This window comes from Campylobacter concisus (genome assembly GCF_003048575.1).
Classification (GTDB): domain Bacteria; phylum Campylobacterota; class Campylobacteria; order Campylobacterales; family Campylobacteraceae; genus Campylobacter_A; species Campylobacter_A concisus_U.
The window spans coordinates 355,723-379,940 of record NZ_PIRZ01000001.1; the positions used below are offsets into that span (position 1 = coordinate 355,723).

The window sequence follows — 24,218 nt, forward strand, 5'->3', positions numbered from 1 at the left end:
TTTAAAGAGGATATGTTAAGCAGCACTCTCTTTTTACTTCGTCGATGTAGCTCACGTTTAAATTTAGTCCGTAAAGCTTGCTTAAATTTTCGCTTCTAATGATCTCATCAACCGTGCCAAATCCAACCTCACCATCACCCTTTACGAGTGCTACATATCCGCCAAGAAGCACGGCAAAGTCAGGGTTGTGAGTGGTTAGCACGACTGAGTAGCCAAGCTCTTTTAGCCATTTGACGGTGCGTAGGAATTTATACTGGTTGCCAAAATCAAGCGCGCTCGTTGGCTCGTCAAATATGATCATCTTAGGCTGCGCAGCCATCGCACGAGCGATCATACACATCTGCTTTTGACCGCCACTCATCTGCGTAATAAAACGCTCTTCAAGATACTCGATCTCAAGCTTTTTGGTGTAAATTCTAGCTATCTCCTCGTCCTCTTTGCTAGGTCTTGCAAAGATACCAAGATGTGCTGCACGTCCCATCGTTATAAACTCAAGTCCTGTGTAGTCATACTCTGTGACCTCGCTTTGAGCGACGTAGGCCATTATCTTTGCTCGGTCTTTATTGCTTAGACTCTCTACGTTTTTACCATCGAGAAAAATTTCTCCAGATACTGGTTTTAGTGAGCCACTTATGAGGCCAAGAGTTGTTGATTTACCAGCTCCGTTTCGCCCAAGTATGGTTAAAATTTCCCCAGCGCCTATCTTTAAATTTACATTTTCTAGTTTGCCAGCTCCATTTGGGTAGCTAAAGTTTAAATTTCTAACTTCAAGCATCATGCAACCTTTTTATTTCGCCACAATACCCAGACGAAAAATACCGTGCCAATAAAGCCAGTAAGTACGCCAAGAGGCACTTCACTTACGCTTATACTACGAGCCAAAGTGTCCACAAAGAGTAAAAACATCGCACCCATAAATATGCTTGCTGGCATGCTTTTTATGTTGTTTGCACCAACTAGCATTCGCGCTAGGTGTGGCATGAGGAGCCCCACCCAAGCGACTATACCGCTTATGCAGACGCTACATGCTGTAAGGAGTGTAGCGCAAATGATAACGATAGCGCGTTCAAAAGCTACGTTTACGCCAAGTCTAGCCGCACTCTCGTCGCCAAGAGAGAGTAAATTTATACGCCAGCTCATGGCGATTAGTAAAATGGCGCAGATGATCATCACTGGGGCTATAAATTTTAAATTTTCGCTATCAAGCTTTGCAAGGCTTCCAAGCTGCCAGTAGACGATGTCAGGTAGCTTTGTTTCAGGATCAGCGACATATTTTAAAAAGCCGATTATTGAGCCCATTAGGCCACTTACGATGATACCAGAAAGAACCAGCATAAGTGTGCTCGTGCGCCCCATCATCTTTGGTATGGCTAGAGTGATAGCAACAGCTGCTAGACCAAAGCCAAATGCAAAAGCCTGCACCCAAAATAGCGATAAATCAAAGATGATAGCAGTGGCAGCTCCCACGCAAGCACCTGCTGAGACACCTAGAAGGTCTGGGCTTACAAGCTGGTTTTTAAAGACGCCTTGATAGGCAGCACCGCTCACGCTAAGAGCGGCACCGACTAAGATAGCTGCGATGATGCGAGGTATACGCAAATTTTCTATCACATTTGTGATGTTGCTAGCTGCCCCCTCGCTAAAGCCAAAGCTGTGAGCTAGCACGCTAAAGACATCGCTAAATGGTATGTAAAATCTACCAACACCAAGAGCTACAAAGGCGCAAACAATGGTAAGCAGGGCTAAAAATATAGCAACTAGCGAAAAATTTGCGTTTTTCATATTTTACTTGCTACTACCGTCTGGATTTAGACCTTTTAAGATATAGCCATACTCTTTGTCACTAAGATCGTGATTTAAAAACTCTTTATAAAACTCTTTTGTTTTTACTTTCATATCGACATCTTTAAATAAATCTGGTTGGATAGTTTTTGCTGCCCATAAAATTTGAAGTACGTTTTCAGCACCATATCTATCCCAGCTAAATACACCTTTTGGGTTGCCGTAAATTTTGCCGTTTTTAACAGCGTTTGAGCCAGAGAATGCAGGGTGCTCTTTTATCTTTTTGATCTGTGCGTCTGTGTCATTGCCGCCAACGATGATGATATCAGGATTTGCATTGATGATCTCTTCAGCGCTAACTTCGATCATTGAACCCTCAGTATTGATAGCATTTACGCCGCCACCTAGCTTGATCCAAGTGTTTTGGATAGTGTTTGTGCCATCAACTTTTAGCAAATTTGCGCCACCAAGCAAGTGAAGTACTTTTGGACGTTTAGCGTCAGGGATATTTTTTGTTCTTGCTGTTACAAACTCAGAGTTATCGTGGATTTTATTAGCAAGTTTTTCAGCTTTTTTTCTAGCATCATCAGTGCCTATAACTTCAGCTGTTGCATAGATGCTTTTCTCCATATCTGGATAGTCTCTAAAGATCAAATTTACCGCGCTAAAGCCATTTTTGATAAGTTCATCTTGAAAATTTTTGTTATACACTATGATAACGTCAGGTGCAAGTTTAACAAGCTCTTCGATCTGAAGGTCTTTGCCATTTAGTGCAGCTGGTAAATTTTTAAGTTTTGGATAGACGTGCTCAAACCACTTATTGTTTTTGATCAGATCAGTTGTGGCTACAACCTTATCCATACCGCCAAGTGCTAGGATGATCTCGTTGTTTGCATTCCACAGTGCAGCGATCTTCTCAACCTTCTCAGGCACGCTTACTTTGACGCCTTGCATATCAGTGATGCTTCTTGTAGACTCAGCTGCGTTTAGGCTAAGAGCCATAAATAATGAAGCAACAAGGCTAAATTTGGTTACTTTATGCATAAAATTTATTTGCATATTTTTTCCTTTATTTTTGAAGTATAAACATGTATATTAATAATATTTATATTAATTCTATGTAAATTTTGCATATACATTATGAAAAATTTGCATATCTTGTAAATTCTTATAAATCTAATAGGATAAATTCTCTCCTTTTGTTGACATATATCATTATTTGCTTTTTTAAAATGAGATAAACTTCACCTCAAAATTTTTAAAAAAAGGAGAATCAATGCGTGAATACAAAAAGTATTGGCTAGCACTTGTTGCAGTACTAGTAATTTGCTTTAGTATTTTAGGCTACTACGGCGTTGAAGTTTATAGAAGCTCGCCACCAGTTGTAAATTTTACAGATGAGAATGGCAATGTCGTGATCGACAAAGAGAGCATCTATAAAGGTCAAGAGGCCTGGCAAAGCATAGGAGGTATGCAAGTTGGCTCTGTTTGGGGACACGGCGCATATCAAGCACCTGATTGGAGTGCGGACTGGCTTCACAAAGAGTTAGTTATATTTTTAGAGTTAAAAGCAGATGAAATTTATCACTCAAAATATGCTGACTTAAATGATGAGCAAAAAGCAAATCTAAAAGTTCTACTTAAAAAAGAGTACCGAGAAAATGGCGTAAAAGACGATAAAATCGTACTTAGCAGCGATAGATTAAAGGCTATGAAACAAGTAAGCCAAGAGTATTCATCACTTTTTGGAAATGACCCTAAGTTTAAATCTTTAAGAGAAGCTTATGCGATGAAAGAAAATACTCTTCCAAATGCTTCTGATAGAGATGATCTTAATAACTTTTTCTTCTGGTCAGCCTGGGCAACCGCAGCAAACAGACCTAACAGCGATGCTACATACACAAACAACTGGCCACATGAGCCACTAATCGATAATGTACCAACAAGCGAAAATATTTTTTGGTCAATCGCAAGTGTTGTGATACTTATTGCTGGTATTGGATTTCTTGTTTGGTTTAGCTCTTTTTATGGCAAAAAAGATGATGAAAAGTTGGAAGCTATTAGCGAAGATCCACTTAGTAAATTAAGCCTAACTCCATCTCAAAAAGCTCTTAAAAAATATCTTTTTGTGACTTTGGCTCTTTTTGCATTCCAAATTTTAATAGGCGGCTTTACAGCTCACTATACAGTCGAAGGACAAGAATTTTACGGTATAAATTTATCAGCCTACATTCCATATTCGCTTGCTAGAACATGGCACATTCAGGCTAGTATCTTCTGGATTGCGACAGGATTTTTAGCAGGCGGTCTTTTCTTAGCACCTATTATAAATGGCGGCAAAGATCCAAAATTCCAAAAGCTTGGCGTAGATTTGCTATTTTATGCACTACTAATTCTTGTAGTTGGCAGTTTTGCTGGCGAGTATTTAGCGATCGCAAATATTATGCCTATAAATTTAAGCTTCTGGTTTGGACACCAAGGATACGAATATATCGAGCTTGGACGTGTTTGGCAAATTATTTTATTTGTTGGTCTTGTCATTTGGATGCTACTTTTACTTCGCGGATTTATCGGCGGATTTAAGAACAAAGGTGACAAAAATTTACTTGCTATCTTTGCAGCTTCAGCTGTTGCAGTTGGATTATTTTATGGAGCAGGATTATTTTACGGCCAAAGAAGTCCACTTCCAGTAATGGAATACTGGCGCTGGTGGGTTGTACACCTTTGGGTTGAAGGCTTTTTTGAGGTCTTTGCTACCGCTTCACTTGCTTTTGTGTTTGTTAGTCTTGGTCTTGTTTCAAAGAGATTTGCTACGTTTTCAACGCTTGCGAGTGCATCACTTTTCCTAGTAGGCGGAATTCCAGGAACTTTCCACCACTTATATTTTGCAGGCACTACAACACCTATAATGGCAGTTGGCGCTAGCTTCTCAGCACTTGAGGTAGTTCCTCTTGTATTGCTTGGTGCTGAAGCTTATGAGCACTACAGACTTCAGTTTGCTCAAACTTGGGCTAAGACATTAAAATGGCCACTTTACTGCTTTATCGCAGTTGCTTTCTGGAATATGTTAGGTGCTGGTGTATTTGGATTTTTAATCAATCCTCCAATTTCACTATTTTATATCCAAGGCCTAAATACGACTCCAGTTCACGGACATGCTGCGCTATTTGGTGTTTATGGATTTTTGGCACTTGGATTTGTTTGGCTAGTAGCTACTTATCTATTCAAAGGTCAAGAATTTGATGAAAAACTTATGAAAGTAGGTTTTTGGGGCTTAAATATAGGCCTTATGCTAATGATCGTGCTTTCACTACTTCCAATAGGAATTTATCAAGCATTTGCAAGCCTAGAGCATGGTATGTGGTATGCAAGAAGCGCTGAGCTTTTACAACAATCACACTTGCAAAATTTAAGATGGGTAAGAATGATTGGCGATACGATTTTAATAATCGGTGGTATTAGCTTCTTTGCACAACTTCTAAAATTTATACTTAATAAAAAAGCTTAAAACTAAAGGGGTATTTTGCCCCTTTATTAAGCTATCTTTTCATAAAATAACGCAAATTTAAAAGGAAAGAAATGATTACATTTTTTAAAAGAATTTGCGTTATTTTTATCGTACTCTTACACGCTTTTTTGGCTCTTGTAGTTGATTATTCGTTTCCACACTATGCAAATGTGCAAATCACAGGTGGCGATGTCAAGCGTATGGACAAAGATGGTATCATCGACGCTAAAAATCCGGCAGATGGTCCTACCAGAGATGTTTATTTTATCTATACTAAAGATTCTAATAATTCAAATAAGGTCATGGCCTATAGAAATGAGGATACTGCATGGGGATTTCCGTTTTATTTTAAATTTAACTCAGCTGATGTACAAGCCAAAGCTCAAGGCTTTGCAAATAGCGATAAAAACGTAACTGTAAAATATTATGGATATAGAATTTCTATGCTTCAAGAGTTTAGAAATGTCATCTCACTAAAAGAAAGTGGCACAGATACTAGTTGGCCAGTAGCTAGCTATGTATTTTACTTTATCTTGTTTATCTCGCTAATCATTTGGATAAGAAAGATAAATAAGGCCTTTAGACCAAAAACTAGTGAAAATTTAGAGAAATAGATAGCATTTGTTTTAGCTATTTGATATTTTAAAAATCAAAAAGAGAGCTTTGTTTCTCTTTTATCTTTGAAAATTTTTGACGCCATCAGGCATTTTTAGCTCGTTTGCTTTGTTGTGTTATTGCCGTATTCTTCTACTCTTTCCCAGTCCATAAAATAAAATTCTACATCTATATTATTTTTAAGAAAATCACCCGCTTTTTATGGGCATATAATTCTTTGCCTTGCCATTCATCAGTTGACCTATTTAGTTCGCGCCAATATCTTCTTAAAATGGCTTACAGGGAAGCCTTCTTGTATCTAGATCTATCTTATGCAAAGGTATCTATTCCGTAAAATTTTAGGCACTTTTTGATTTTAAAGTACTCTTTCATTATGTTTGGACGTTGAGTTAAAAACCAAAATTGATAATTTGATAAGGTTTTTATAACTCTAATAATCTAATCAACAAAGCTAAATAAAAATTACTCATAAAATTTACAAAAATATAGTTGGATTTTTAACGCTTAAAGGATCGCTCAAACGCTTGGGTAAAATTTTAAATTTAAAGCCATTTACTGGCACAGTAGTTTTTGCAACAGGTTTTTTAGATTTTAGAAAGAAAATTTATAGTGAATTAGCTTAAATTTTAGGGGCAAAGCTGCCCCTGTTTTTAGTAAAGACCGAAAGTTCCGTCTGTTCTTTTGTAGATCACGCGCATTTTTGCGTCAACATCGTTAAATACGTAAAATTGTTTATCGCTTGATTTTAGTTTATCAAGTGCCTCTTCGACTTCAAGTGGTTTATAAATTTCAAGCTCCATAGGTACGATCTCCTCAACACCTTCGATCTTTTCTTCACCTATTCTTGAGCGAAATTCTTTGTCGTCAGCCTTGCCTTTTACGGTAAATTTCTTATCATGCTCTCTTCTTAAAACTTTTGATGCTTTTTCGATAGCAAGATCGATCGCAGCGTAAAGGTCTTTATCTTTTTGGCGAACGACTATTGTATCTTTATGGGCCATATTTAGAGAAAATTCTGCATTAAAGCCTTTTCTTCCTTGTTTTTCATCGGCTGCTACAACACATCTTGCTGAGATGATGTCGAGATTGTATTTGCTAAGCGTATCAAAAGCGTCTTGGATATAGTTTTTGATTGGCTCTGTTAGCTCAAATTGTTTTCCTACAATGCTTATGTTCATCGTAATCTCCTTTATAGAAAGTAAGATGATTATAACACGCTAAAACTAAAAACAAATTAAACTAAAATCTTTATAAAATTTTAAAGTTTCTGAAGAGTTCGTTTGTGAAAATTTATAGGATTTGGCGTTTTTTTATCTTTTGATGTTACAAAAACATCAAAGATCATATTGCCAGTACTTGCGACTCCGTTTGTTCCTGGCATGATGGTCGGTGGAGTGCATATACCGATGTCGCCAAAGTAAGTTATTATTACTTTAAAGTCGAACATATCGTTAAATTCTCCATTTACTTTATCTAGGCATTTATTTGAGAAATCAGTTCTAAAAATTTCAAACATTGCATACTCTGCTGCTGCTTGAGCAACGAGTTGTGCTTGCTCTCTTAGATAAATTTCACTGCTTTGTCTAGCTGATGTGCTAGCTATCGAAAGAGCAAGAGTGCTGATAGAAGCTGCTACAACTAGAAAAAATATCGCTGCTATTAACGTAAATCCTTTTCTCATTAATAAACCGCCTTTGACTTGCAAATGGTTATTTCTGATTTTTCTGCTTTAAGGCAAAGCTTTAGCGCGATGACTCCATTTTTTTCTGTAAAGACAAATCTTGTTACGTGTTTAGCTAGTGTTGCACTTTCGGCTTTGATAGCCTTTGTAGATGTTGAGCTAAATTTTTTAAAGCTTTCATTTAGCCATGGCCTATAGTTGTAGTAAATTTTAAGGTCAAAAGAGCCATTTTGTATATCCTCGGCACTTTGCTCAGCTGGTGCTATGGCAATGGCTGTGTAAGCTAGCTTATACTGCTCTGAAATTTTTTTATTTTTAAAATCACTTGAAATTTTAAGCGTATCGATTGATTGTATGCCTACTTTTGCGATATCTAAGTGCCTTTGGTCTAAATTTTCTTGATAGCCAAAGCTGCTACCAACCCTATAAAGTATGCTAGAAAATATCGCTACTAAACCACCATTTTCATTATTGGCGTTTATGCACCTAGAGCCACTATTTACATCTTCTTCATCGCTATCATTTTCGCAGGTCAAGTCCATTACGCCGTTTCTAAAAGCATCATTAAATTTACTTCCAGGGCTTTTTAGTCCATTTGCAATAGAACTATTTGCAAGATCTACATATCCGCTATATATACCTTCTTCGAAGATGGGATCTCCGTTAGTATCATCTCCTTTATATTCGTTTATGCCATCAAATAGCTCATAAGCAGCTGGGATAAATTCTAAAATTTCAAAGTCACTACTTAAATTTACGCCACTATCATTTAGAGCTAGGTAATCTCCATTTTTTTTCCTAGCGATAACGCTTTGTTTGATTCTGTGGCTAAGTAGCATTGAAATTTGCTCTAGAGCGATTTCGCTTTGTGTCTCTAGCTCGTTTATTACTTTGCTTTGAAAATAGTTTTGATATAAATTCATAAGCGTGTTAAAGCTCATAAGTGAGATAACGCCAAGGACTGTAATAACTATTATAAGCTCAATTAGTGTAAAAGCTTTTTTTGTTTTTTTCATTTCCATTCTTTTACACTTAGAGTGCTGCTTTCACCTATGTTAAAGGCATATCCATAAAGTACGCTTTTGCTCTCTTTTGTAGTTTTCATAGTCGTATCTAGCTTTATCTGTAAAACGTCGTTATCGTTTAAAGGAGTGCTAACTACAAATTTATCAGCTCCATTTGTTATAGTTGGAGTTGTTTCTGTATCTATGATAAAGTCGCGTTTAGTAGTGCTAGCAGTTGGCGAGATGGATTTTTGAGTATTGAAATTTTTGATAGATTTTACTTTAAAATTTACGCTTTTGATTGATTCTGGAAGCTTTGAATCACTAGGCCTTGTGGCACATGCAGATGAATTTTGTACCGGATATGCAAGTATCCTATGCCCTTCACCTTTTACTCCACTTTTTTCATAAAAATCCGGGTTCGCCCCTTGATCGCAGATAATAAGAGGAAAAATTATAGCTTCTTGAGTAGTTATAGATGATGGCATGGTGTTTTTACCGGCTATTAAGACTTGATCACTAAATGGTGCTTTTAATATTAATGACATATAAGTTTTAGCATTCATTAGTCCTTCTTGCATTAAGGACTGCTCGCTTAAATTTGAAGTAGTTCTTACCGCTAGTGGCAGGCTTGCACTTACTATGGCTACTACAAGCACTGACAAGATAAGCTCTATCAATGAAAAGCCACCCCTTTTTACCACTCTATTCTCCTGTTTGTCTTGTCGCTTATATCTAGGTTACTATCGCTATTTGATTTTACTCCTATAAAACCTCCAACTGCACCGCTTGTCTTATCTTCTATGTTATTGCTTTTTAGGACTTTACCAGCCCATTCGCCATTTGGTACTAGAAAATTTAGATTGAAATTATTTGTTTCAGGTTTCTCATCAAATTCACTATAAAGAAGCCAACTAGGTGCTCTCATTTTAGCCACATCGGTAACTGCCGAAGGGTTTCTTATAAAAATTATTTGCTCGCCATTGCTTATGCTGCTTACATCATTTCTTAAAATAGTGCCGCTGTAAGTATTTGTAAAGCTAAAGTCATGATAGTTAAGTACTCCTGCGCTATGTTTTGGATTGGTAGCCCAAAATGGTGCAGCTGGAAAGTCTTGCCATAGTTTGCCATTATCTTTCATATAGATATTTTTATTGCATCCATCGCAGTAGGCACCATAATAAATTTTGGCATAAAAGCCACTATAAAGCCCTTCATAAAATGGTGCATAAACCCTACCAAAGTAAAATTTTGCCGATGTTTCTGTTGCTGGTTTTTCATATTTTTTTACTGTATCAGTGCTGTCTGACATGCCACTAAAGCTAAAATCATTACTTGAAATAGTAAAAGGATTTTTGGCATGATTTACTTTTCTTTCAAAATTAAAATATATTTCACCTTTGCCTACGCCATTTACAAAAGTATTTTTCTCTACATAAAATGTTGATTTTGTAGCACTTGGATCTATTGCTTTTCTAGTATTTGAGCCAGGAATTTCAAAAAATAAAATTTCTTCATTTGCTTTTGCTAATGTGCCGGCATTACCATCATTATCTGTAAAATTTAAAGGAACTCTATCTAGCTTTATGTCAAAGTTCATATTCTTTGCATAGCAATCTTCATTATAAAGTTTTGCAGGGTCATCGTTAAACAGCCTAGCAGTTACTTCAAAGTCAAGCTTTGCTTTTTGTATGCCTTCATTATCAAGGTATGTTATATCGCTATCTTTTGTTATCTTTAGCTTGCTTATTTGTATATCTTTTGGTCTAAATAAATAATCTCTATTACCTTCTAGCTTTATATTGCATCCGATTCTTCCTTCTTGAGCAGTATCTTGTGATGGATCGTTGCTAATTGAGTTTTTTACACAATCATCAGCTCTTGATGGCGTATGTTGATCAGTTATTGTATAGTCTTTATCTAATACATAAAAATATGTATCGCCTATATCTGAGTAAGAGAAGCCAACAGGTCCACTTGATGTGTGACGGAAAATTTTACCCAATGCTTTATTTGGATCGTTAAAATCTACGCTTAGTTTGTTCTCGCTCTCTATAATGCTAGGATCGCAAGTCGCACTATATGCTGGTACAAGTTTTATCTCTCCATTTGAGCCACTTATGTTATTTATATAACCATTTGCTAAGCCACTATCAAGAGGTTTCATAGCCGCAAGAGCAATGTTGTTATAAGCTTTGCCGCCTATTAAAACATTGTTATTATTGACCGTATTCTTGTCAGTATCCCATAGCCTAAAGTGACTTGGTCTTATAGCAAAATCATCTAATTTTTCGCATTCAATCTTTGTAGTATTTGTTACTGGATCAAGATGAGAAATTCTAAATTTTACGCTTTTATAGGCTCTATCAATACTAATGCCTGATAACAAAATATCAGTTACGCCATTAAATGTTATATCTTGTTCATATAAATTTGTTGGAGCGCTGCAAGACTCGACCAACTCTACTTTTACATCTACTGGGGCATCTGGTACTTTTTTATTGCCATCTGTATCATAGTTTGTGATATAGACATTAAATGGCGTAGAAACGATTTTAGTTAGAAGTCTATTTTTAAATTTAGTTTTAAAAGCCGCTGAGCCATCGTCTTGTCTATTGCTTGCGACGAAATTATTTGGACTGGTACTAACGCCTAAAGTAATGTTGTAATTTTGATTGCTACATCTTCTTATATATGTATCATAGGGCTGTAAATTTATATCAGCATTTGCGACCGTGGCTTTGTAGCTATTTGGCTCAAATTTAGACTTAAGGGTCGTTTCATATATGGCATAAGCGTAGTTGCCTTGATGAATTAGCATTTCTCCACCCTTATTTGTAGCTGCACCTTGTCCCAAATAAAAAGTTAAGTCATTTCCGCTTAATTGCTGCAAGCCTGTGTTGTCGTTATAGTGTACCTGTCCTGACATAGTAAGCAGATCACTAGGCCCTTGTGATGCTTTATCTGCGTAAATGTAAGTTGAGTTTGGATTATAAATTTGGCTTGGATCTATTGTAGCTTTTAGTGCAAAGTCTTGGGCAGCTTCATTTGTATTATTTGTAACTTCAACGAAAGTTTTTAAAATAGTATTTGCTGGCACTACCGTCGGAGTATTTTCTTGCACCTTTGTAAAAGTACTATCGCTAGGTTTTTTTGCATAAATATATTCCATATAGCAAACATCTGGTTTATATATACGGGTAGAAAAGCCTACCATGGCCAAATTTATACGGTCAGCGCTTACAACATTAGCACTGCCTGAATTTTTAATCGTTGTAACTGTAAATTTTATATCTGCTTCTTTTTGAGAATGTGACATTTTGTCTGATATATCAAATATATCTAAGTCTGCTTGAGAGTGAAATTTTTTGCCTGGATTTATAGGTTGTCCAAATTTTGTCATGGTTGAGTTAAATTGATCACCTTTTGCATTGTATTTGCTGGTTATACTCAGATAGCTACCTTCGTTTTCTATTTCAATATTCTCACCTTTTGTTTCTGGCTTTCCGCCAAAAGAAAACATTGTAAGCGTAGCATTTATATCGCCTGCTTTTGGTGTATAGATATTTTCAAATTTTACATCTACGGTTGAGCTCTTTACAGTACCAAATGGATCGCTTGACTTCATCCAGTCTGCTGCAAGCCTTTCTAGTCCATCAAATATACTAACAAGCTTTGGCTCTATATTGTTTGCTGCAGCGGTTTTATCATCAAAGTCATAAATGATGACTAAACTCCAAGCCGCAAATTGTGGTGCGATGGATTGTATCCAGTAACCATTTTGCCCTTGAACTGGTGAGAATAGTAGCGTGCCGTATGTTTTTTTTAGTTTTCTATTAGTAGAGTTGTTTACCTTATATATGCCATCATTTGGGTCTATAAATTCATCACTAAAGGGAATCGTAGTTGATCTGATATTGCCAGCATAAAATGTCCTATCTGACTCACTAGTACCAAGAGAGTCTCTAACTATATCTGTTACATCAGCGCTTGCTACATATTGGTAGTTTATTCCAGCCTTTACATAGTAGCTATTAGACTCGTTTTGATTATATGATTCAAGAGTCATTGATTTTGGTTTATATTCACTAAATGAGCCAAACCAAAAGACATCTTTTGGATCAGCATCTATTGTGATTACATTTTTTCCAGGAGCTTTAAAATCAATCCTGCTATATCCTTTTATGTAATTTAGAGCATTTGTATATAAATTTGTTTTAATGGCCCAGTTTTGATAAAGAGAGCCACCCCAGTAAAGTCTGGCATAGACCACATTTTTACCTTTTAAATTATTTTGTATAAAGGTATTTTTCTCACTAAAATCAAATGTGGAAGAGGATGAATTTTTACAATAAGGATGCTTGCTAGGATTATAAATATATGTTGTTTGACAAAGTGTGTAATTGCTAGGCGAAAAATTACCAGTATCTAAAAATATTCTATCGGCTGTAGATGATGTTCTTGTTACGTTAGATGGATCTGGAACAAAATTATATCCAGCGTATTGTGGAATCATAATAGTAGCACCAATGGTAGCTATATCTCCATTTACTCTGGTATTTAGATTTCCATTTATTGATCTTTGTCTTAAGCCTTTAGAGTGATCATCCCACATACCTATTAATGATCGTTGATTCCATGGAGAAAATTGCTCAACGTAAATATGATAGTGATCTTGTGCTAAGCCTGAAGAAAAGCTATTGGTATCTATCGTCCAGGTTCTATCAGATTTTCTTATGCAATGTGGGATATTTTTAGAAGAGTTGTCTTGGTACTCTTCAGCGTCTATAAAGCAAGAATAGTTTGCTCCACTACAACCAATAGATGCTGCTTCTGCTGTTGTACAAGCTCTGGGTGCACAAAAACCAAATGTGACAATAAAACAGAGTAAGTATGCTATCTTCACAACAAATCCTCTAAATAACAATAAAAAATCTCTCCTTAGATTTTTAAAAGCTTTTAGCTACTATTTTTGTATAAAATTTTCTATCATTTCAGCTTGCCCATACTGAGGATATTTGGCAATGTCTAAAACTACTTGAGATAAGGTCATATTGTCCATATTGCAAACAATAGGAGCTATAAAATTTACAGTTGATTTTTCAAGCGGGAGTGCAACAACGATAATGTTATAAATTCTGAGTTGAGAGCTTTCTTTAATCTCCATAAGATCTTCATAATAGTTTGGAATATCGAATTCGTAGCTTCTTAATGCAAAAGGATTTATCATTGTAAAAGATGTCTCATCATCTTTGCTTGCTAGCTTAACAAAAAATTTATCAAGTTCAATTAACTCCATCGTCTTAATATGCTCAAAGCCTAAAATAGGGCTTTTAACACTAAAAATCATACTAACTCCTATTTTGTAAAGTTGCCGTATTTTATCATAGTTTTAAAAAATTTATACAAAAATAATAGCAAAAAATGTAGAATACGAGGATTTAAACTTTTTAAGGAAAAGCATGAAAAGATTTTCTAAATTTCTAGCAGTTGTAGCTCTTTTGGGGCTTTTTAGTGGTTGTGCTGAAAAATATACCGAGCTTTACAATCTAACTCCTGATGAGTGGTATGCTCAGGTTATCGCTGATATAAAAGATGGTGATCTTGAAGCGGCCGATAAACACTATGTTTCAATGGCAAGCGAACACGTAGCAAGCCCGCTTTTGGAGCAAATTTTACTCATCCTTGCCCAAGCTCACGCAAATGATGAAGAGTATCTGATGGCAAATCACTATCTTGACGAGTATATCAAAAGATATGGCGACAACGGCCCAAAAACAGAGTTTGCTCAGTATCTAAAGATAAAAGCAAATTTTGACTCATTTACTCAGCCAAACCGCAACCAAAAGCTTATGGAAGATAGCGTAACAGAGATCGAGAAATTTCTTTATATGTATCCAAATACTGAATATAAGCCACTTATTGAGACTATGCTTATTAAATTCAAACTCGCGCTTTACTTCCTAGATATGCAAATAGCAGATCTTTACAATAGGACTGGTCGTGACGTTTCGGCTAAAATTTACGAGCAAAAGCTAGAAGATTCGCCGTTTAGAAATTCTGACCTTATCAAGCCTGATGTAGCATGGTATAGAAAACTGTTTGAATAGGAGAAATTTTGCAAATAAACGAAAATAAAGGCTTCCCAACCGAAATTCCCATTATTGTTGAGGACGAGCTATTTTTATATCCATTTATGATAACTCCGCTTTTTTTAAGTGATGATGAAAATTTAAAGGCACTCGAACTTGCCATACAAGAAGAGACTCCGATCCTTGTGGTGCCTACAAAGCCTCAGCAAGACGGCGCTAGAGATTTTGATGGCATCTATGATGCTGGCGTTATCGGCACGATAATGCGCCGTGTGCCGCTACCTGATGGACGTGTAAAAGTTCTATTTCAAGGCATAGACAAAGGTAAAATTTTAAAACAATCAGGCATAAATCCACTCCGTGGTATCGTTGATATGCTCCATGTCAAGCGCCCATCACAGGTCAAAACTGACGCACTAATCGTAGTTTTAAGAGAAAAGGTAAGAGAGCTTTCACAGTTTAGCCATTTTTTTCCACCTGATCTTTTAAAGACGATCGAAGAGAGCGCTGAAGCGATCAGGGTTTGTGACCTAGTTTCAAGTGCACTTCGCTTAAAAAAACAGATCGCTTATAGTTTTTTTGTCGAGGAAAATTTAGAGCAACGCCTACTAAAGCTCATCGACTATGTTATCGAAGAGATCGAAGCAAACAAGCTTCAAAAAGAGATAAAAAATAAGGTCCATTCAAAGATCGACAAGACAAATAAAGAGTACTTTTTAAAGGAGCAGCTAAAGCAAATTCAAGCAGAGTTAGGAGCGGATACTAGCCGTGAAGAGGAGCTTGAAGAGTACCGCAAAAAGCTTGACGCGAAGAAGAAATTTATGGCTGAGGACGCCTACAAAGAGATCAAAAAACAAATAGATAAGCTTAGTCGTATGCACCCAGACTCAGCTGACGCAAATACCTTACAAAGCTACCTTGATTGGGTGTTAGAAATTCCATTTGAAAATATAGCTAAGAAAAAGTCCTCCATCACCGAAGTGAGCAAGCATCTAAATGCCGATCATTACAGTCTTGAAAAGCCAAAAGAGCGCATCGAGGAGTATTTTGCCTTGCGTGAACTTTTGGAGCTTAGAGGCGTTGGTGAAAAAGTAAATAATGGCGCTATTTTATGCTTTGCAGGCCCTCCAGGCGTAGGCAAAACAAGCCTTGCAAACTCGATCGCAAAGGCGTTAAAGCGTGAACTAGTTAGGATCGCTCTTGGTGGACTTGAGGATGTAAACGAGCTAAGAGGCCACCGTCGCACCTACATAGGCGCTATGCCAGGGCGCATCGTGCAAGGGCTCATAGAAGCTAAGCAGATGAATCCAGTGGTTGTTTTAGACGAGATCGACAAGGTTGGTAGAAGCTACAGAGGCGATCCAACCGCGGTTTTACTTGAAATTTTAGATCCTGAGCAAAATAATAAATTTAGAGATTACTACTTAAATTTCAACATCGATCTTAGCAAGATCATCTTTATCGCTACAGCAAATGATGTAAGCATGATCCCAGCCGCACTTCGAGATAGGATGGAGTTTATCGAGCTTAGCTCATACACTCCACAAGAGAAATTTGAGATCGCTAAGAAATATCTCTTGCCTCAGGAGCTTAAAAAACACGGACTAAAACCAAGTGATGTGAGTATCAGCAAAGAGGCACTTGAGCTAATTATCAGCGACTATACAAGAGAGAGCGGTGTGAGAAATTTACGTCGCAGGATCGCTGATATATTAAGAAAAGTCGCCAAAAATATCCTCACTAAAAAAAATGAGGGCAAGATCAGCGTCACGGCTAAAAATTTGAAAGAATTTTTAGAGAAAAAGGTCTATGAGATCGAGCCAGCGGATAAAAAAGATCAGATTGGTCTAGTAAATGGCCTCGCGTGGACTAGTGTCGGTGGTGACGTGCTAAGGATCGAGGCTATCAGGATCCAGGGTAAAGGCAGCATGCAAATCACCGGTCAGCTAGGCGATGTGATGAAAGAGAGCGCTCAGATCGCATTTAGCGTTGTTAAAGTGCTAATAGACAACAAAAAAATAAAAGTACCGATGGCTATCGTGCCAAAACTAGATGATGATAAGCGTAAGCTTGAAGCTAGCGATGTTTATAGGCGCTACGATCTTCACTTGCACGTACCAGAGGGCGCTGTACCAAAAGACGGACCAAGTGCTGGCATCACGATGGCAACCGCGATCGCATCTATACTAACCGACACAAAGGTAAGACACGACATAGCAATGACTGGTGAGATTACGCTAACTGGTAGGGTGTTGCCGATCGGTGGTCTAAAAGAGAAGCTCATTGCCGCACACAAAGCTGGCATCAAAACAGCTCTGATACCTCGCAAAAACTACGACCGCGACCTTATCGATATACCAGCCGAGGTAAAAGGCGACATGAAGATCATTGCCGTAGATACGATAGAAGATGTCTTAAAAAACGCTCTTGTAAATAAAAAATAATCCAAATCCTAGCTCCATTTAGCTTCACTTGGGGCTAGGAAATTTTCATAAATATACTACGAAGTAAAAATTTTAGGCTATCTTGTTTACTCTTGAATAAAAAATAAATTTTAAAACTTTGTAAGATACTTTCATAAAATTTAGGTCTTACAAAGCTCGCTTCTAAATTTAGAGCCGTGATATGCTCTTAAAATTTGCTGTAAAATTTTTAGCTATTTATGCTTTGCTTCATGCTCTAAAAGCCAGATTTTAGTTGGCAAGCCATCTCCACCTGAGTAGCCGCCAAGCCCACTGCTAGCTAGCACTCTATGACAAGGAACGATGATAGGCACTGGATTTTTAGCATTGGCTGATCCTACTGCTCGGTAGGCATTTTTGTGGCCTACGGCAAGTGCAAGGGCTGCGTATGTGGTCGTTTCCCCGTATGGTACTTTTTGTAAAGCCTCGTAAATTTTTGCTCTAAAATTAGTTGTTTTTATATCAAGCCTTACGCTAAATTTTTTAAGCTTGCCATTAAAATAAGCCTCTAGCTCATTTAAGCAAAGCTTTAAATTTTTATCTTTTACTGAAATTTTTTCAAATTTATCTACAAAATTTATCTCACAAATTCCATTTTCGCTAGCGATGATCTCCAAAATTCCGATAGGCGATTTTAGGTAAGCTTTTGACACATTTGCTCCTTGAAATTTGAAAATTTGGACAAATTTTACTTTAGTTTGTTTTGCTTTTTGATAAAATGCAAGCAAAACTAGCGATTTTAGACTAAAAATAACGAGCAAAAACCACAAAGGAATTTCATGAGCTTTTTTACCGACTACGAAAAACATGTGAGCGAGCGAGAAAAAGAGGGCGTGCCACCGCTTGCGCTAAATGCCAAGCAAACAAGCGAAATTTGCGAGCTAATAAAACTTGCCAGCAAGCCTAGTGGCGATGAAAAGGCACAAAGCGAGCTAAAATTTCTTATAAATTTGCTTGAAACTCGTATCAATCCCGGCGTTGATGATGCAGCGAAGATAAAGGCAGAATTTCTTAGTGAAGTGATTGATGGGCTTGCTGTTAACGGCCTTGACGCTATGCGTGCTATTAAAATTTTAGGTAAGATGCTTGGCGGATATAACGTGGAAGTTTTGGTGCGAGCTCTAAAAAATAGCGATGAAAATATCGCTCGCGCTGCGGCAAATGAGCTAAAAAATATCATCCTGGTGCATGAATATTTTGACGAGATTGCAAAGCTAGCAAGTAGCAATAAATTTGCAAAAGATGTACTTGCTTCTTGGGCAAATGCGGAGTGGTTTACGCATAAAAAGCCAATCGAAACCTGTATAAACGCAGTCGTTTTTAAAGTACCTGGTGAGACAAATACTGACGACCTAAGTCCAGCGAGCGAGGCCTATACAAGGGCTGACATACCACTTCACGCAAAAGCAATGCTTGTTAAAAAGATGCCTGATGGTCTAGAAATTTTAAAAGAACTTAAAGCTCGTGGTAAAAAAGTGGCGTATGTTGGCGACGTGGTTGGCACCGGCAGCAGCAGAAAGAGCGGTATAAACTCGATCCAGTGGCATTTGGGCGATGAGATAGAGGGTGTGCCAAACAAAAAAACGGGCGGCATCGTGATCGGCACAACCATAGCTCCGATATTTTTTAACACCGCGGAAGATAGCGGTGCGTTGCCGATAGTTGCAAATGTAAATGAGCTTGAGATGGGCGATGAGATAGAAATTTGGCCATTTAAAGGAGAAATTTATAAGCTTGTTGGCGGTGAGAAAAAGCTCGTGGCAAATTTCAAGCTAAGCCCAAACACACTAAGCGATGAGATAAGAGCAGGTGGAAGGATACCGCTTATGATAGGACGCCAAGTGACCAAAAAGGCCAGAGAGGCTCTAGGGCTTGGCGAGGAGCAAATTTTTGTAAAGCCAGATCAGCCAAAAGAGCAGAGCGGTGGCTATACACTGGCTCAAAAGATGGTCGGCAAGGCTTGCGGCGTAGCTGGCGTTAGAGCTGGGGCATACGTGGAGCCAGAAATTTTAACTGTTGGCTCGCAAGATACGACAGGTCCGATGACTAGAGATGAAGTAAAAGAGCTTGCAAGCCTTAGTTTTGGCGCGGATTTTGTTCTGCAAAGCTTTTGCCATACGGCTGCTTACCCAAAGCCAAGTGATCTTGTGATGCATGAGAGCTTGCCAAAATTTATAAATTTACGTGGCGGTGTGAGTCTAAAGCCAGGCGATGGCGTCATCCACTCGTGGCTAAACCGCATGGTACTGCCTGACAGCGTTGGCACTGGCGGCGATAGTCACACGAGATTTCCTATCGGTATTAGTTTTCCAGCTGGAAGTGGTCTAGTGGCGTTTGCAGCGGTACTTGGAATGATGCCACTAAATATGCCAGAGTCGGTTTTGATCAAATTTAAAGGCGAGCTAAAAGAGGGCGTGACGCTTAGGGATCTTGTCAATGCTATACCTTATTTTGCCATTAAAAAAGGGCTTTTAAGCGTTGAGAAGAAAAACAAAAAGAACATTTTTGCGGGTAAAATTTTAGAGATAGAAGGGCTTGAGAGTCTAAAAGTAGAGCAGGCGTTTGAGCTAAGTGACGCTTCGGCTGAACGCTCGGCTGCGGCTTGTGTGGTAAATTTGAGCGTTGATAGTGTCGTGGAGTACGTTCGCTCAAACGTTGCGCTAATAGACGCAATGGTAAAAGCTGGTTACGAGAGCCGTGAGACTCTGCTTAGACGAAAAGAAAAAATGCAAAAATGGCTTGAAAGTCCAACTCTTTTAAGAGCCGATAAAGATGCAAAATACACTGAAATTTTGGAGATCGATTTATCGCAGATAGATGAGCCTATTTTGGCGTGTCCAAATGACCCAGACGATGTGGCAACGCTAAGTGAAATTTTAGCTGATAACAAAAGAGTGCATAAAATTGATGAAGTTTTTGTGGGAAGCTGTATGACAAATATCGGCCATTATAGAGCACTTGCTAGAATTTTGGAGCATGAGAGCAAGCTTACAACTAGGCTTTGGATAGCACCGCCGACAAAGATGGATAAAAGCACACTTGAAGATGAAGGTGTTTATGAAATTTTTAAAAGATTAAACGCGAGGACAGAGGTGCCAGGCTGTTCACTTTGTATGGGTAATCAAGCAAGAGTAAACGATAATGCAGTGGTATTTTCTACTTCAACTAGAAATTTTGATAACAGAATGGGTATGGGCGCGAAGGTCTATCTAGGAAGTGCCGAGCTAGCCGCTGTTTGTGCGCTACTTGGGCGTTTGCCAAGTGTAGATGAATATAAAAAGATAGTAAAAGATAGCCTTAGCTTAAATAAAGATGAAATTTATAAATATCTAAATTTTAATGAAATAAGCGAGTTTAGCATATAAATTTGTTACAATATCGCGAAATTTTAAGGAGCTTTGATGAAAAAAGTAGTTTTTTTTCTCTTTTTTAGCGTTTGTTCTTTTATAAATTTACACGCTTTAGAGTGCAGTGATCTTGCTAAAAAAGAGAGCTTTAAAACTACTCCAAACGATCTTGCTTACACGAATGAGGGGCTATTTTACTGTGATGGTTCGCTTTTAAATTTAAAAGAGGTAAAAGAGCTTTTTGATGCGAGTGTGGCTGTGAGAAGTGAGTCTCAAAGCTGCGTTGGTGATAGAGTTTATAAAGAAAATTTAAACAAGCTTAGATGGCTTTTACTAAAAGCGTCATTCGCACCCGAGTTTTACGCAAAAGAGCTTGCAGAGCCAAAGGTTGCTGAGGGAGAAAAAGACGCCAGAATGGAGTATCTTAGGTACTGGGCAAATGAAAGCTTATTTAATTTTTTAAAATATAAAAAATTTATCGAAGCTTACAAAAATGCTCAAACTCCGCTTGTAAAATTTTATGAAAGCCTTGGACTTGATACGCCAAGTGCCGCTTACTACGCAACTAGCGTGGTAAATGAGTTTTTGACTTTTGGTGTTGGTAAAAATGTAAATAAAGCTAAAATTTTAACACCTGAGCAAAGTATGATGGCTCAAAGGATAAATTCCGATGAGCTAGCAAATTTACTTTACTCAAAAAATTTCAGTACCGCTGAGCTTACAAATTTGCTTAATATCGCACTTTTAAACGAAAAAAGTAGCGATATGATAAAAGAGATTATAAGGCGTGGGGCCGATGTGAATTTGGGCGATGAGACGCCGCTATTTTTTGCTTTAAAAAATATAGAAAACGTAAAAATTTTACTTGCAAATAAGGCCGATGTAAATCACAAAAATTTCTTTGGGAAAAGTGTACTTTTTTATGCTGTGCAGTTTAGCGATAAGCCACTTTGTGAGCTTTTGCTAAAAAATGGTGCCAATGCCAACGAGAGCTATATAGATGAAAATGCCAAGATGAATATGATAAATTTGGGTGTGACGCAAGTTGAAGATACATGCGGTCTAGAGCATACGAACAGAAGCGTTTTTATGCATGCAGCAGCTCACGCAACGCCAGAAATTTTAAAGCTTTTGATAGATAGTGGTGCTGATATAAACGCGACTGATGACGCTGGATTTAATGCGCTTGACTATGCCATGAAAGAACAAAACGAAAAGACGATCAAATTTTTAGAAAATTTGGGTTTAAAGCCAAATTTCAATTAGGAAAAATCATGAAAAAGACAGCTTTTGTAACTGGTGCAACATCTGGATTTGGCGAGGCGATCGCCAGAAGACTCTCAAAAGAGGGCTACAAGATAGTCGCTCTTGCAAGGCGCGAAGATAGGTTAAAGAAGCTTGCAAGCGAGCTTGGCGATACGCATATTATTGTAGCTGACATACGCGATAAAGAAGCTGTTTTTGACGCAGTTGATAGCTTGCCTGAAAATTTTAAAGACATCGAAGTGCTTGTAAATAACGCTGGTATGGCTCTTGGACTTGAAAAGACGATAGATGCGAAGGTGGAGGACTTTGAGGCGATGATAGACACCAACGTCAAGGGTCTTATCTACTCAACAAAGGCGGTTTTGCCGCTACTTTACAAGCAAGAAAAGGGCTATATCTTTAATATTGGCTCGACAGCTGGCTCATGGCCATATCCTGGAAGTAACGTTTATGGTGCTACAAAGGCCTTTGTGAAGCAGTTTAGCTTAAATTTAAGAAACGACCTAGTCGGTACAAATATTAGAGTCACAAACATCGAGCCAGGGCTTTGCAAGACTGAATTTAGCGAGGTTAGGTTTAGGGGAGATAAGGCAAAGGCGGATAGCCTTTATGAAAATACAAATTTCATCACATCTGAGGATATCGCGACTATTTTGGTAAATTGTCTAAATATGCCCGGAAGTGTCAATATAAATAGAGTCGAAGTCATGGCAAATACGCAGACTTGGGCTGGGCTTGCGATAGAAAAATTTTAAGGAGTTCTTGTGAGACAAATTTTATTATTACTTTTTTTTAGCGTTGCGCTTTTTGGTGTCGATCCAGAAGTGGCAAAGAGAAACGCTGAAATTTATGGCGTATTTACGCTTATACCACCTGTTGTGGCAATAGCACTTGCTTTTATCACAAAAGACGTCATCTTGTCGCTATTTATAGGTGTTTTTAGCGGAACATTTCTCATAAATATCATCAATGAAAACATCTTTATGGGTATCGTAAAAGGCTTTACAGGTATCGTCTCAAGGGTCGTTGAATCAATGGCTGATAAGACTGATTCAGGTATTTTGCTTCAAGTGCTTTGTATCGGTGGTGTGGTCGCACTCATCACAAAGATGGGCGGTACAAAGGCGGTTGCTCTTTGGCTTAGCAAAAAAGCAAAGACTGGTATCTCTGCTCAAATTTCAACTTGGCTCATGGGAATTTTTGTATTTTTCGATGACTACGCAAATGCCTTAATAGTAGGTCCTATCATGAGACCAATAAGCGATAAATTTAAAATAAGCCGCGAAAAACTAGCTTTTATCATCGATGCTACTGCGGCACCGATCGCTGGTATTGCTATCATCTCGACATGGGTTGGCCTTGAGGTTTCACTCATCGAAAAGGGCTATGAACTAGTTGGAGAGACTGGTATTAACGCTTATTCTGTATTTATCGAGACAATTCCATATAGATTTTACAACCTTTTTATACTGTTTTTCATAGTTTGTACTGCCTTGATGCAACGTGAATACGGCCCAATGCTATTAGCTGAAAGACGTGCCAGAAAGGGCGAACTTCACTCAGGTAAAACTCAAATTCAAGACCTAGAAGATAAAACACTTGAGCCAAAAGAGGGCGTAAAACTAAGTGCCTCAAATGCTGTTGTGCCACTTCTTGTGTTGGTTATTGGCGCATTTACTAGTTTTTATTTTAGTGGTCTTGCTGCACTTGAGGGTGATGCTCTTAAAAATGCACTTGCTAATCCGCTTTCATTTTCTACATTTAAAGATACTTTTGGTGAGGCAGACTCAGCTACATCGTTATTTCAAGCAGCGTTACTTGCTAGTATCGTAGCTATCACAATGGGTGTTTGGCGTAAAATTTTTGACGTAAAAGAGGCTATCAGCACATGGGTAAAAGGCTGGAAAACTATGATAATTACAGTTGTGATCTTACTTCTTGCATGGAGCCTTAGTGCTGTTATCAAAGAGCTTGGCACATCAAGATATTTGGTTGATCTATTAAGCTCTTCAACACCTAAATTTATCCTGCCAGTGGCTGTTTTTATCCTTGGTTCATTTATTAGCTTCTCGACTGGAACGAGCTACGGAACAATGGGAATTTTGATGCCTCTGGCTATCCCGTTAGCTTATGCGGTCGGCAAAAACTACGGACTAGAGGGCGATGCGATGCATGCATATATGATCGTAAATATCTCAGGCGTGCTTACAGGTGCGATCTTTGGCGATCACTGCTCACCGATCTCGGATACTACGATACTTTCATCAATGGGCGCAGGATGTAACCATATCGATCACGTCTCAACTCAAATGGTCTATGCGCTTAGCGTTTGTGCAGTTTGTGTGCTAGTTGGTTACTTACCAGTTGCTCTTGGTCTTAGTGTTTGGATCGCGCTTCCTTGCGGATTTTTAGCGATTTGGGCGCTAGTTAGATTTGTTGGAAAGAAAGTAGAAGCATAAAT

General features: G+C 38.0%; 18 protein-coding genes. 8 read left to right on the forward strand and 10 right to left on the reverse strand.

The features are described 5' to 3' along the window. Nucleotide 1: 1 nt before the first annotated feature. The 3 genes from CVS84_RS01850 to CVS84_RS01860 are packed head-to-tail and all read right to left on the reverse strand — an operon-like array spanning nucleotide 2 to nucleotide 2,841. Nucleotides 2-775 (reverse strand): ABC transporter ATP-binding protein, encoded by a 774-nt coding sequence (locus CVS84_RS01850; RefSeq protein ID WP_107690920.1) that lies wholly within the window; start codon nucleotides 773-775, stop codon nucleotides 2-4. Next, a complete protein-coding gene (locus CVS84_RS01855; RefSeq protein WP_107690921.1) occupies nucleotides 775-1,782 on the reverse strand; it encodes a FecCD family ABC transporter permease in 1,008 nt (335 codons plus the stop codon). Before CVS84_RS01855 ends, CVS84_RS01850 begins: the two co-directional genes overlap by 1 nt. 3 nt (nucleotides 1,783-1,785) lie before the next feature. After that, entirely contained in the window at nucleotides 1,786-2,841 is a 1,056-nt protein-coding gene (locus tag CVS84_RS01860) for an ABC transporter substrate-binding protein (RefSeq protein WP_107690922.1), read from the reverse strand. Nucleotides 2,842-3,058: 217 nt separating this feature from the next. Between CVS84_RS01860 and CVS84_RS01865 the strand changes: the two genes are divergently transcribed. Further along, nucleotides 3,059-5,290 carry a nitric-oxide reductase large subunit gene (locus CVS84_RS01865; protein WP_107690923.1) on the forward strand — a complete coding sequence of 744 codons (2,232 nt, stop codon included), beginning with the start codon at nucleotides 3,059-3,061 and terminating at the stop codon, nucleotides 5,288-5,290. Between the two features lie 71 nt (nucleotides 5,291-5,361). Beyond that, nucleotides 5,362-5,904: a DUF1523 family protein gene (locus tag CVS84_RS01870; protein WP_107690924.1), complete on the forward strand. Its 543-nt coding sequence runs from the start codon at nucleotides 5,362-5,364 to the stop codon at nucleotides 5,902-5,904. A 651-nt stretch (nucleotides 5,905-6,555) separates the two neighbouring features. On the opposite strand, the gene hpf is transcribed toward CVS84_RS01870, so the two are convergent. From hpf to fliW, 6 genes are all read right to left on the reverse strand, one after another. Continuing rightward, entirely contained in the window at nucleotides 6,556-7,083 is a 528-nt protein-coding gene (gene hpf / locus CVS84_RS01875) for a ribosome hibernation-promoting factor, HPF/YfiA family (protein WP_107690925.1), read from the reverse strand. An 80-nt stretch (nucleotides 7,084-7,163) separates the two neighbouring features. Beyond that, nucleotides 7,164-7,586, reverse strand: coding sequence for a hypothetical protein (locus CVS84_RS01880; RefSeq protein ID WP_087579819.1), 423 nt, complete (start codon nucleotides 7,584-7,586; stop codon nucleotides 7,164-7,166). Next, nucleotides 7,586-8,602, reverse strand: a complete 1,017-nt coding sequence (locus CVS84_RS01885) for a type II secretion system protein (protein WP_234411883.1) — start codon at nucleotides 8,600-8,602, stop codon at nucleotides 7,586-7,588. The genes CVS84_RS01880 and CVS84_RS01885 overlap by 1 nt, the downstream gene beginning before the upstream one ends. Next, nucleotides 8,599-9,294: a type II secretion system protein gene (locus CVS84_RS01890; protein WP_103560577.1), complete on the reverse strand. Its 696-nt coding sequence runs from the start codon at nucleotides 9,292-9,294 to the stop codon at nucleotides 8,599-8,601. Before CVS84_RS01890 ends, CVS84_RS01885 begins: the two co-directional genes overlap by 4 nt. Continuing rightward, nucleotides 9,288-13,496 carry a hypothetical protein gene (locus CVS84_RS01895; RefSeq protein ID WP_107690927.1) on the reverse strand — a complete coding sequence of 1,403 codons (4,209 nt, stop codon included), beginning with the start codon at nucleotides 13,494-13,496 and terminating at the stop codon, nucleotides 9,288-9,290. Before CVS84_RS01895 ends, CVS84_RS01890 begins: the two co-directional genes overlap by 7 nt. A 60-nt stretch (nucleotides 13,497-13,556) precedes the next feature. Further along, on the reverse strand, nucleotides 13,557-13,940 hold the full coding sequence (gene fliW, locus CVS84_RS01900; protein WP_085657594.1) for a flagellar assembly protein FliW: 384 nt from the start codon (nucleotides 13,938-13,940) through the stop codon (nucleotides 13,557-13,559). A gap of 112 nt (nucleotides 13,941-14,052) precedes the next feature. On the opposite strand from fliW, the gene CVS84_RS01905 reads away from it, so the two are divergent. Both CVS84_RS01905 and lon read left to right on the forward strand, forming a co-directional pair. Beyond that, nucleotides 14,053-14,700 (forward strand): outer membrane protein assembly factor BamD, encoded by a 648-nt coding sequence (locus CVS84_RS01905; RefSeq protein WP_107690928.1) that lies wholly within the window; start codon nucleotides 14,053-14,055, stop codon nucleotides 14,698-14,700. A gap of 8 nt (nucleotides 14,701-14,708) precedes the next feature. Then, complete coding sequence (lon, locus tag CVS84_RS01910) at nucleotides 14,709-17,126, forward strand: endopeptidase La (protein ID WP_107690929.1); 2,418 nt, start codon at nucleotides 14,709-14,711, stop codon at nucleotides 17,124-17,126. Between the two features lie 212 nt (nucleotides 17,127-17,338). On the opposite strand, the gene CVS84_RS01915 is transcribed toward lon, so the two are convergent. After that, on the reverse strand, nucleotides 17,339-17,797 hold the full coding sequence (locus CVS84_RS01915; protein WP_107690985.1) for a methylated-DNA--[protein]-cysteine S-methyltransferase: 459 nt from the start codon (nucleotides 17,795-17,797) through the stop codon (nucleotides 17,339-17,341). A gap of 126 nt (nucleotides 17,798-17,923) precedes the next feature. Between CVS84_RS01915 and CVS84_RS01920 the strand changes: the two genes are divergently transcribed. Genes CVS84_RS01920 through CVS84_RS01935 form a run of 4 tightly spaced genes read left to right on the forward strand, consistent with a single transcriptional unit; the run spans nucleotide 17,924 to nucleotide 24,216 of the window. Further along, nucleotides 17,924-20,509, forward strand: a complete 2,586-nt coding sequence (locus CVS84_RS01920; protein ID WP_107690930.1) for a bifunctional aconitate hydratase 2/2-methylisocitrate dehydratase — start codon at nucleotides 17,924-17,926, stop codon at nucleotides 20,507-20,509. Between the two features lie 36 nt (nucleotides 20,510-20,545). Then, entirely contained in the window at nucleotides 20,546-21,757 is a 1,212-nt protein-coding gene (locus CVS84_RS01925) for an ankyrin repeat domain-containing protein (RefSeq protein ID WP_107690931.1), read from the forward strand. A gap of 8 nt (nucleotides 21,758-21,765) precedes the next feature. Beyond that, a complete protein-coding gene (locus CVS84_RS01930) occupies nucleotides 21,766-22,512 on the forward strand; it encodes an SDR family NAD(P)-dependent oxidoreductase (protein ID WP_072594826.1) in 747 nt (248 codons plus the stop codon). Nucleotides 22,513-22,521: 9 nt separating this feature from the next. Then, entirely contained in the window at nucleotides 22,522-24,216 is a 1,695-nt protein-coding gene (locus CVS84_RS01935) for a Na+/H+ antiporter NhaC family protein (RefSeq protein ID WP_107690932.1), read from the forward strand. Nucleotides 24,217-24,218 lie beyond the last annotated feature (2 nt).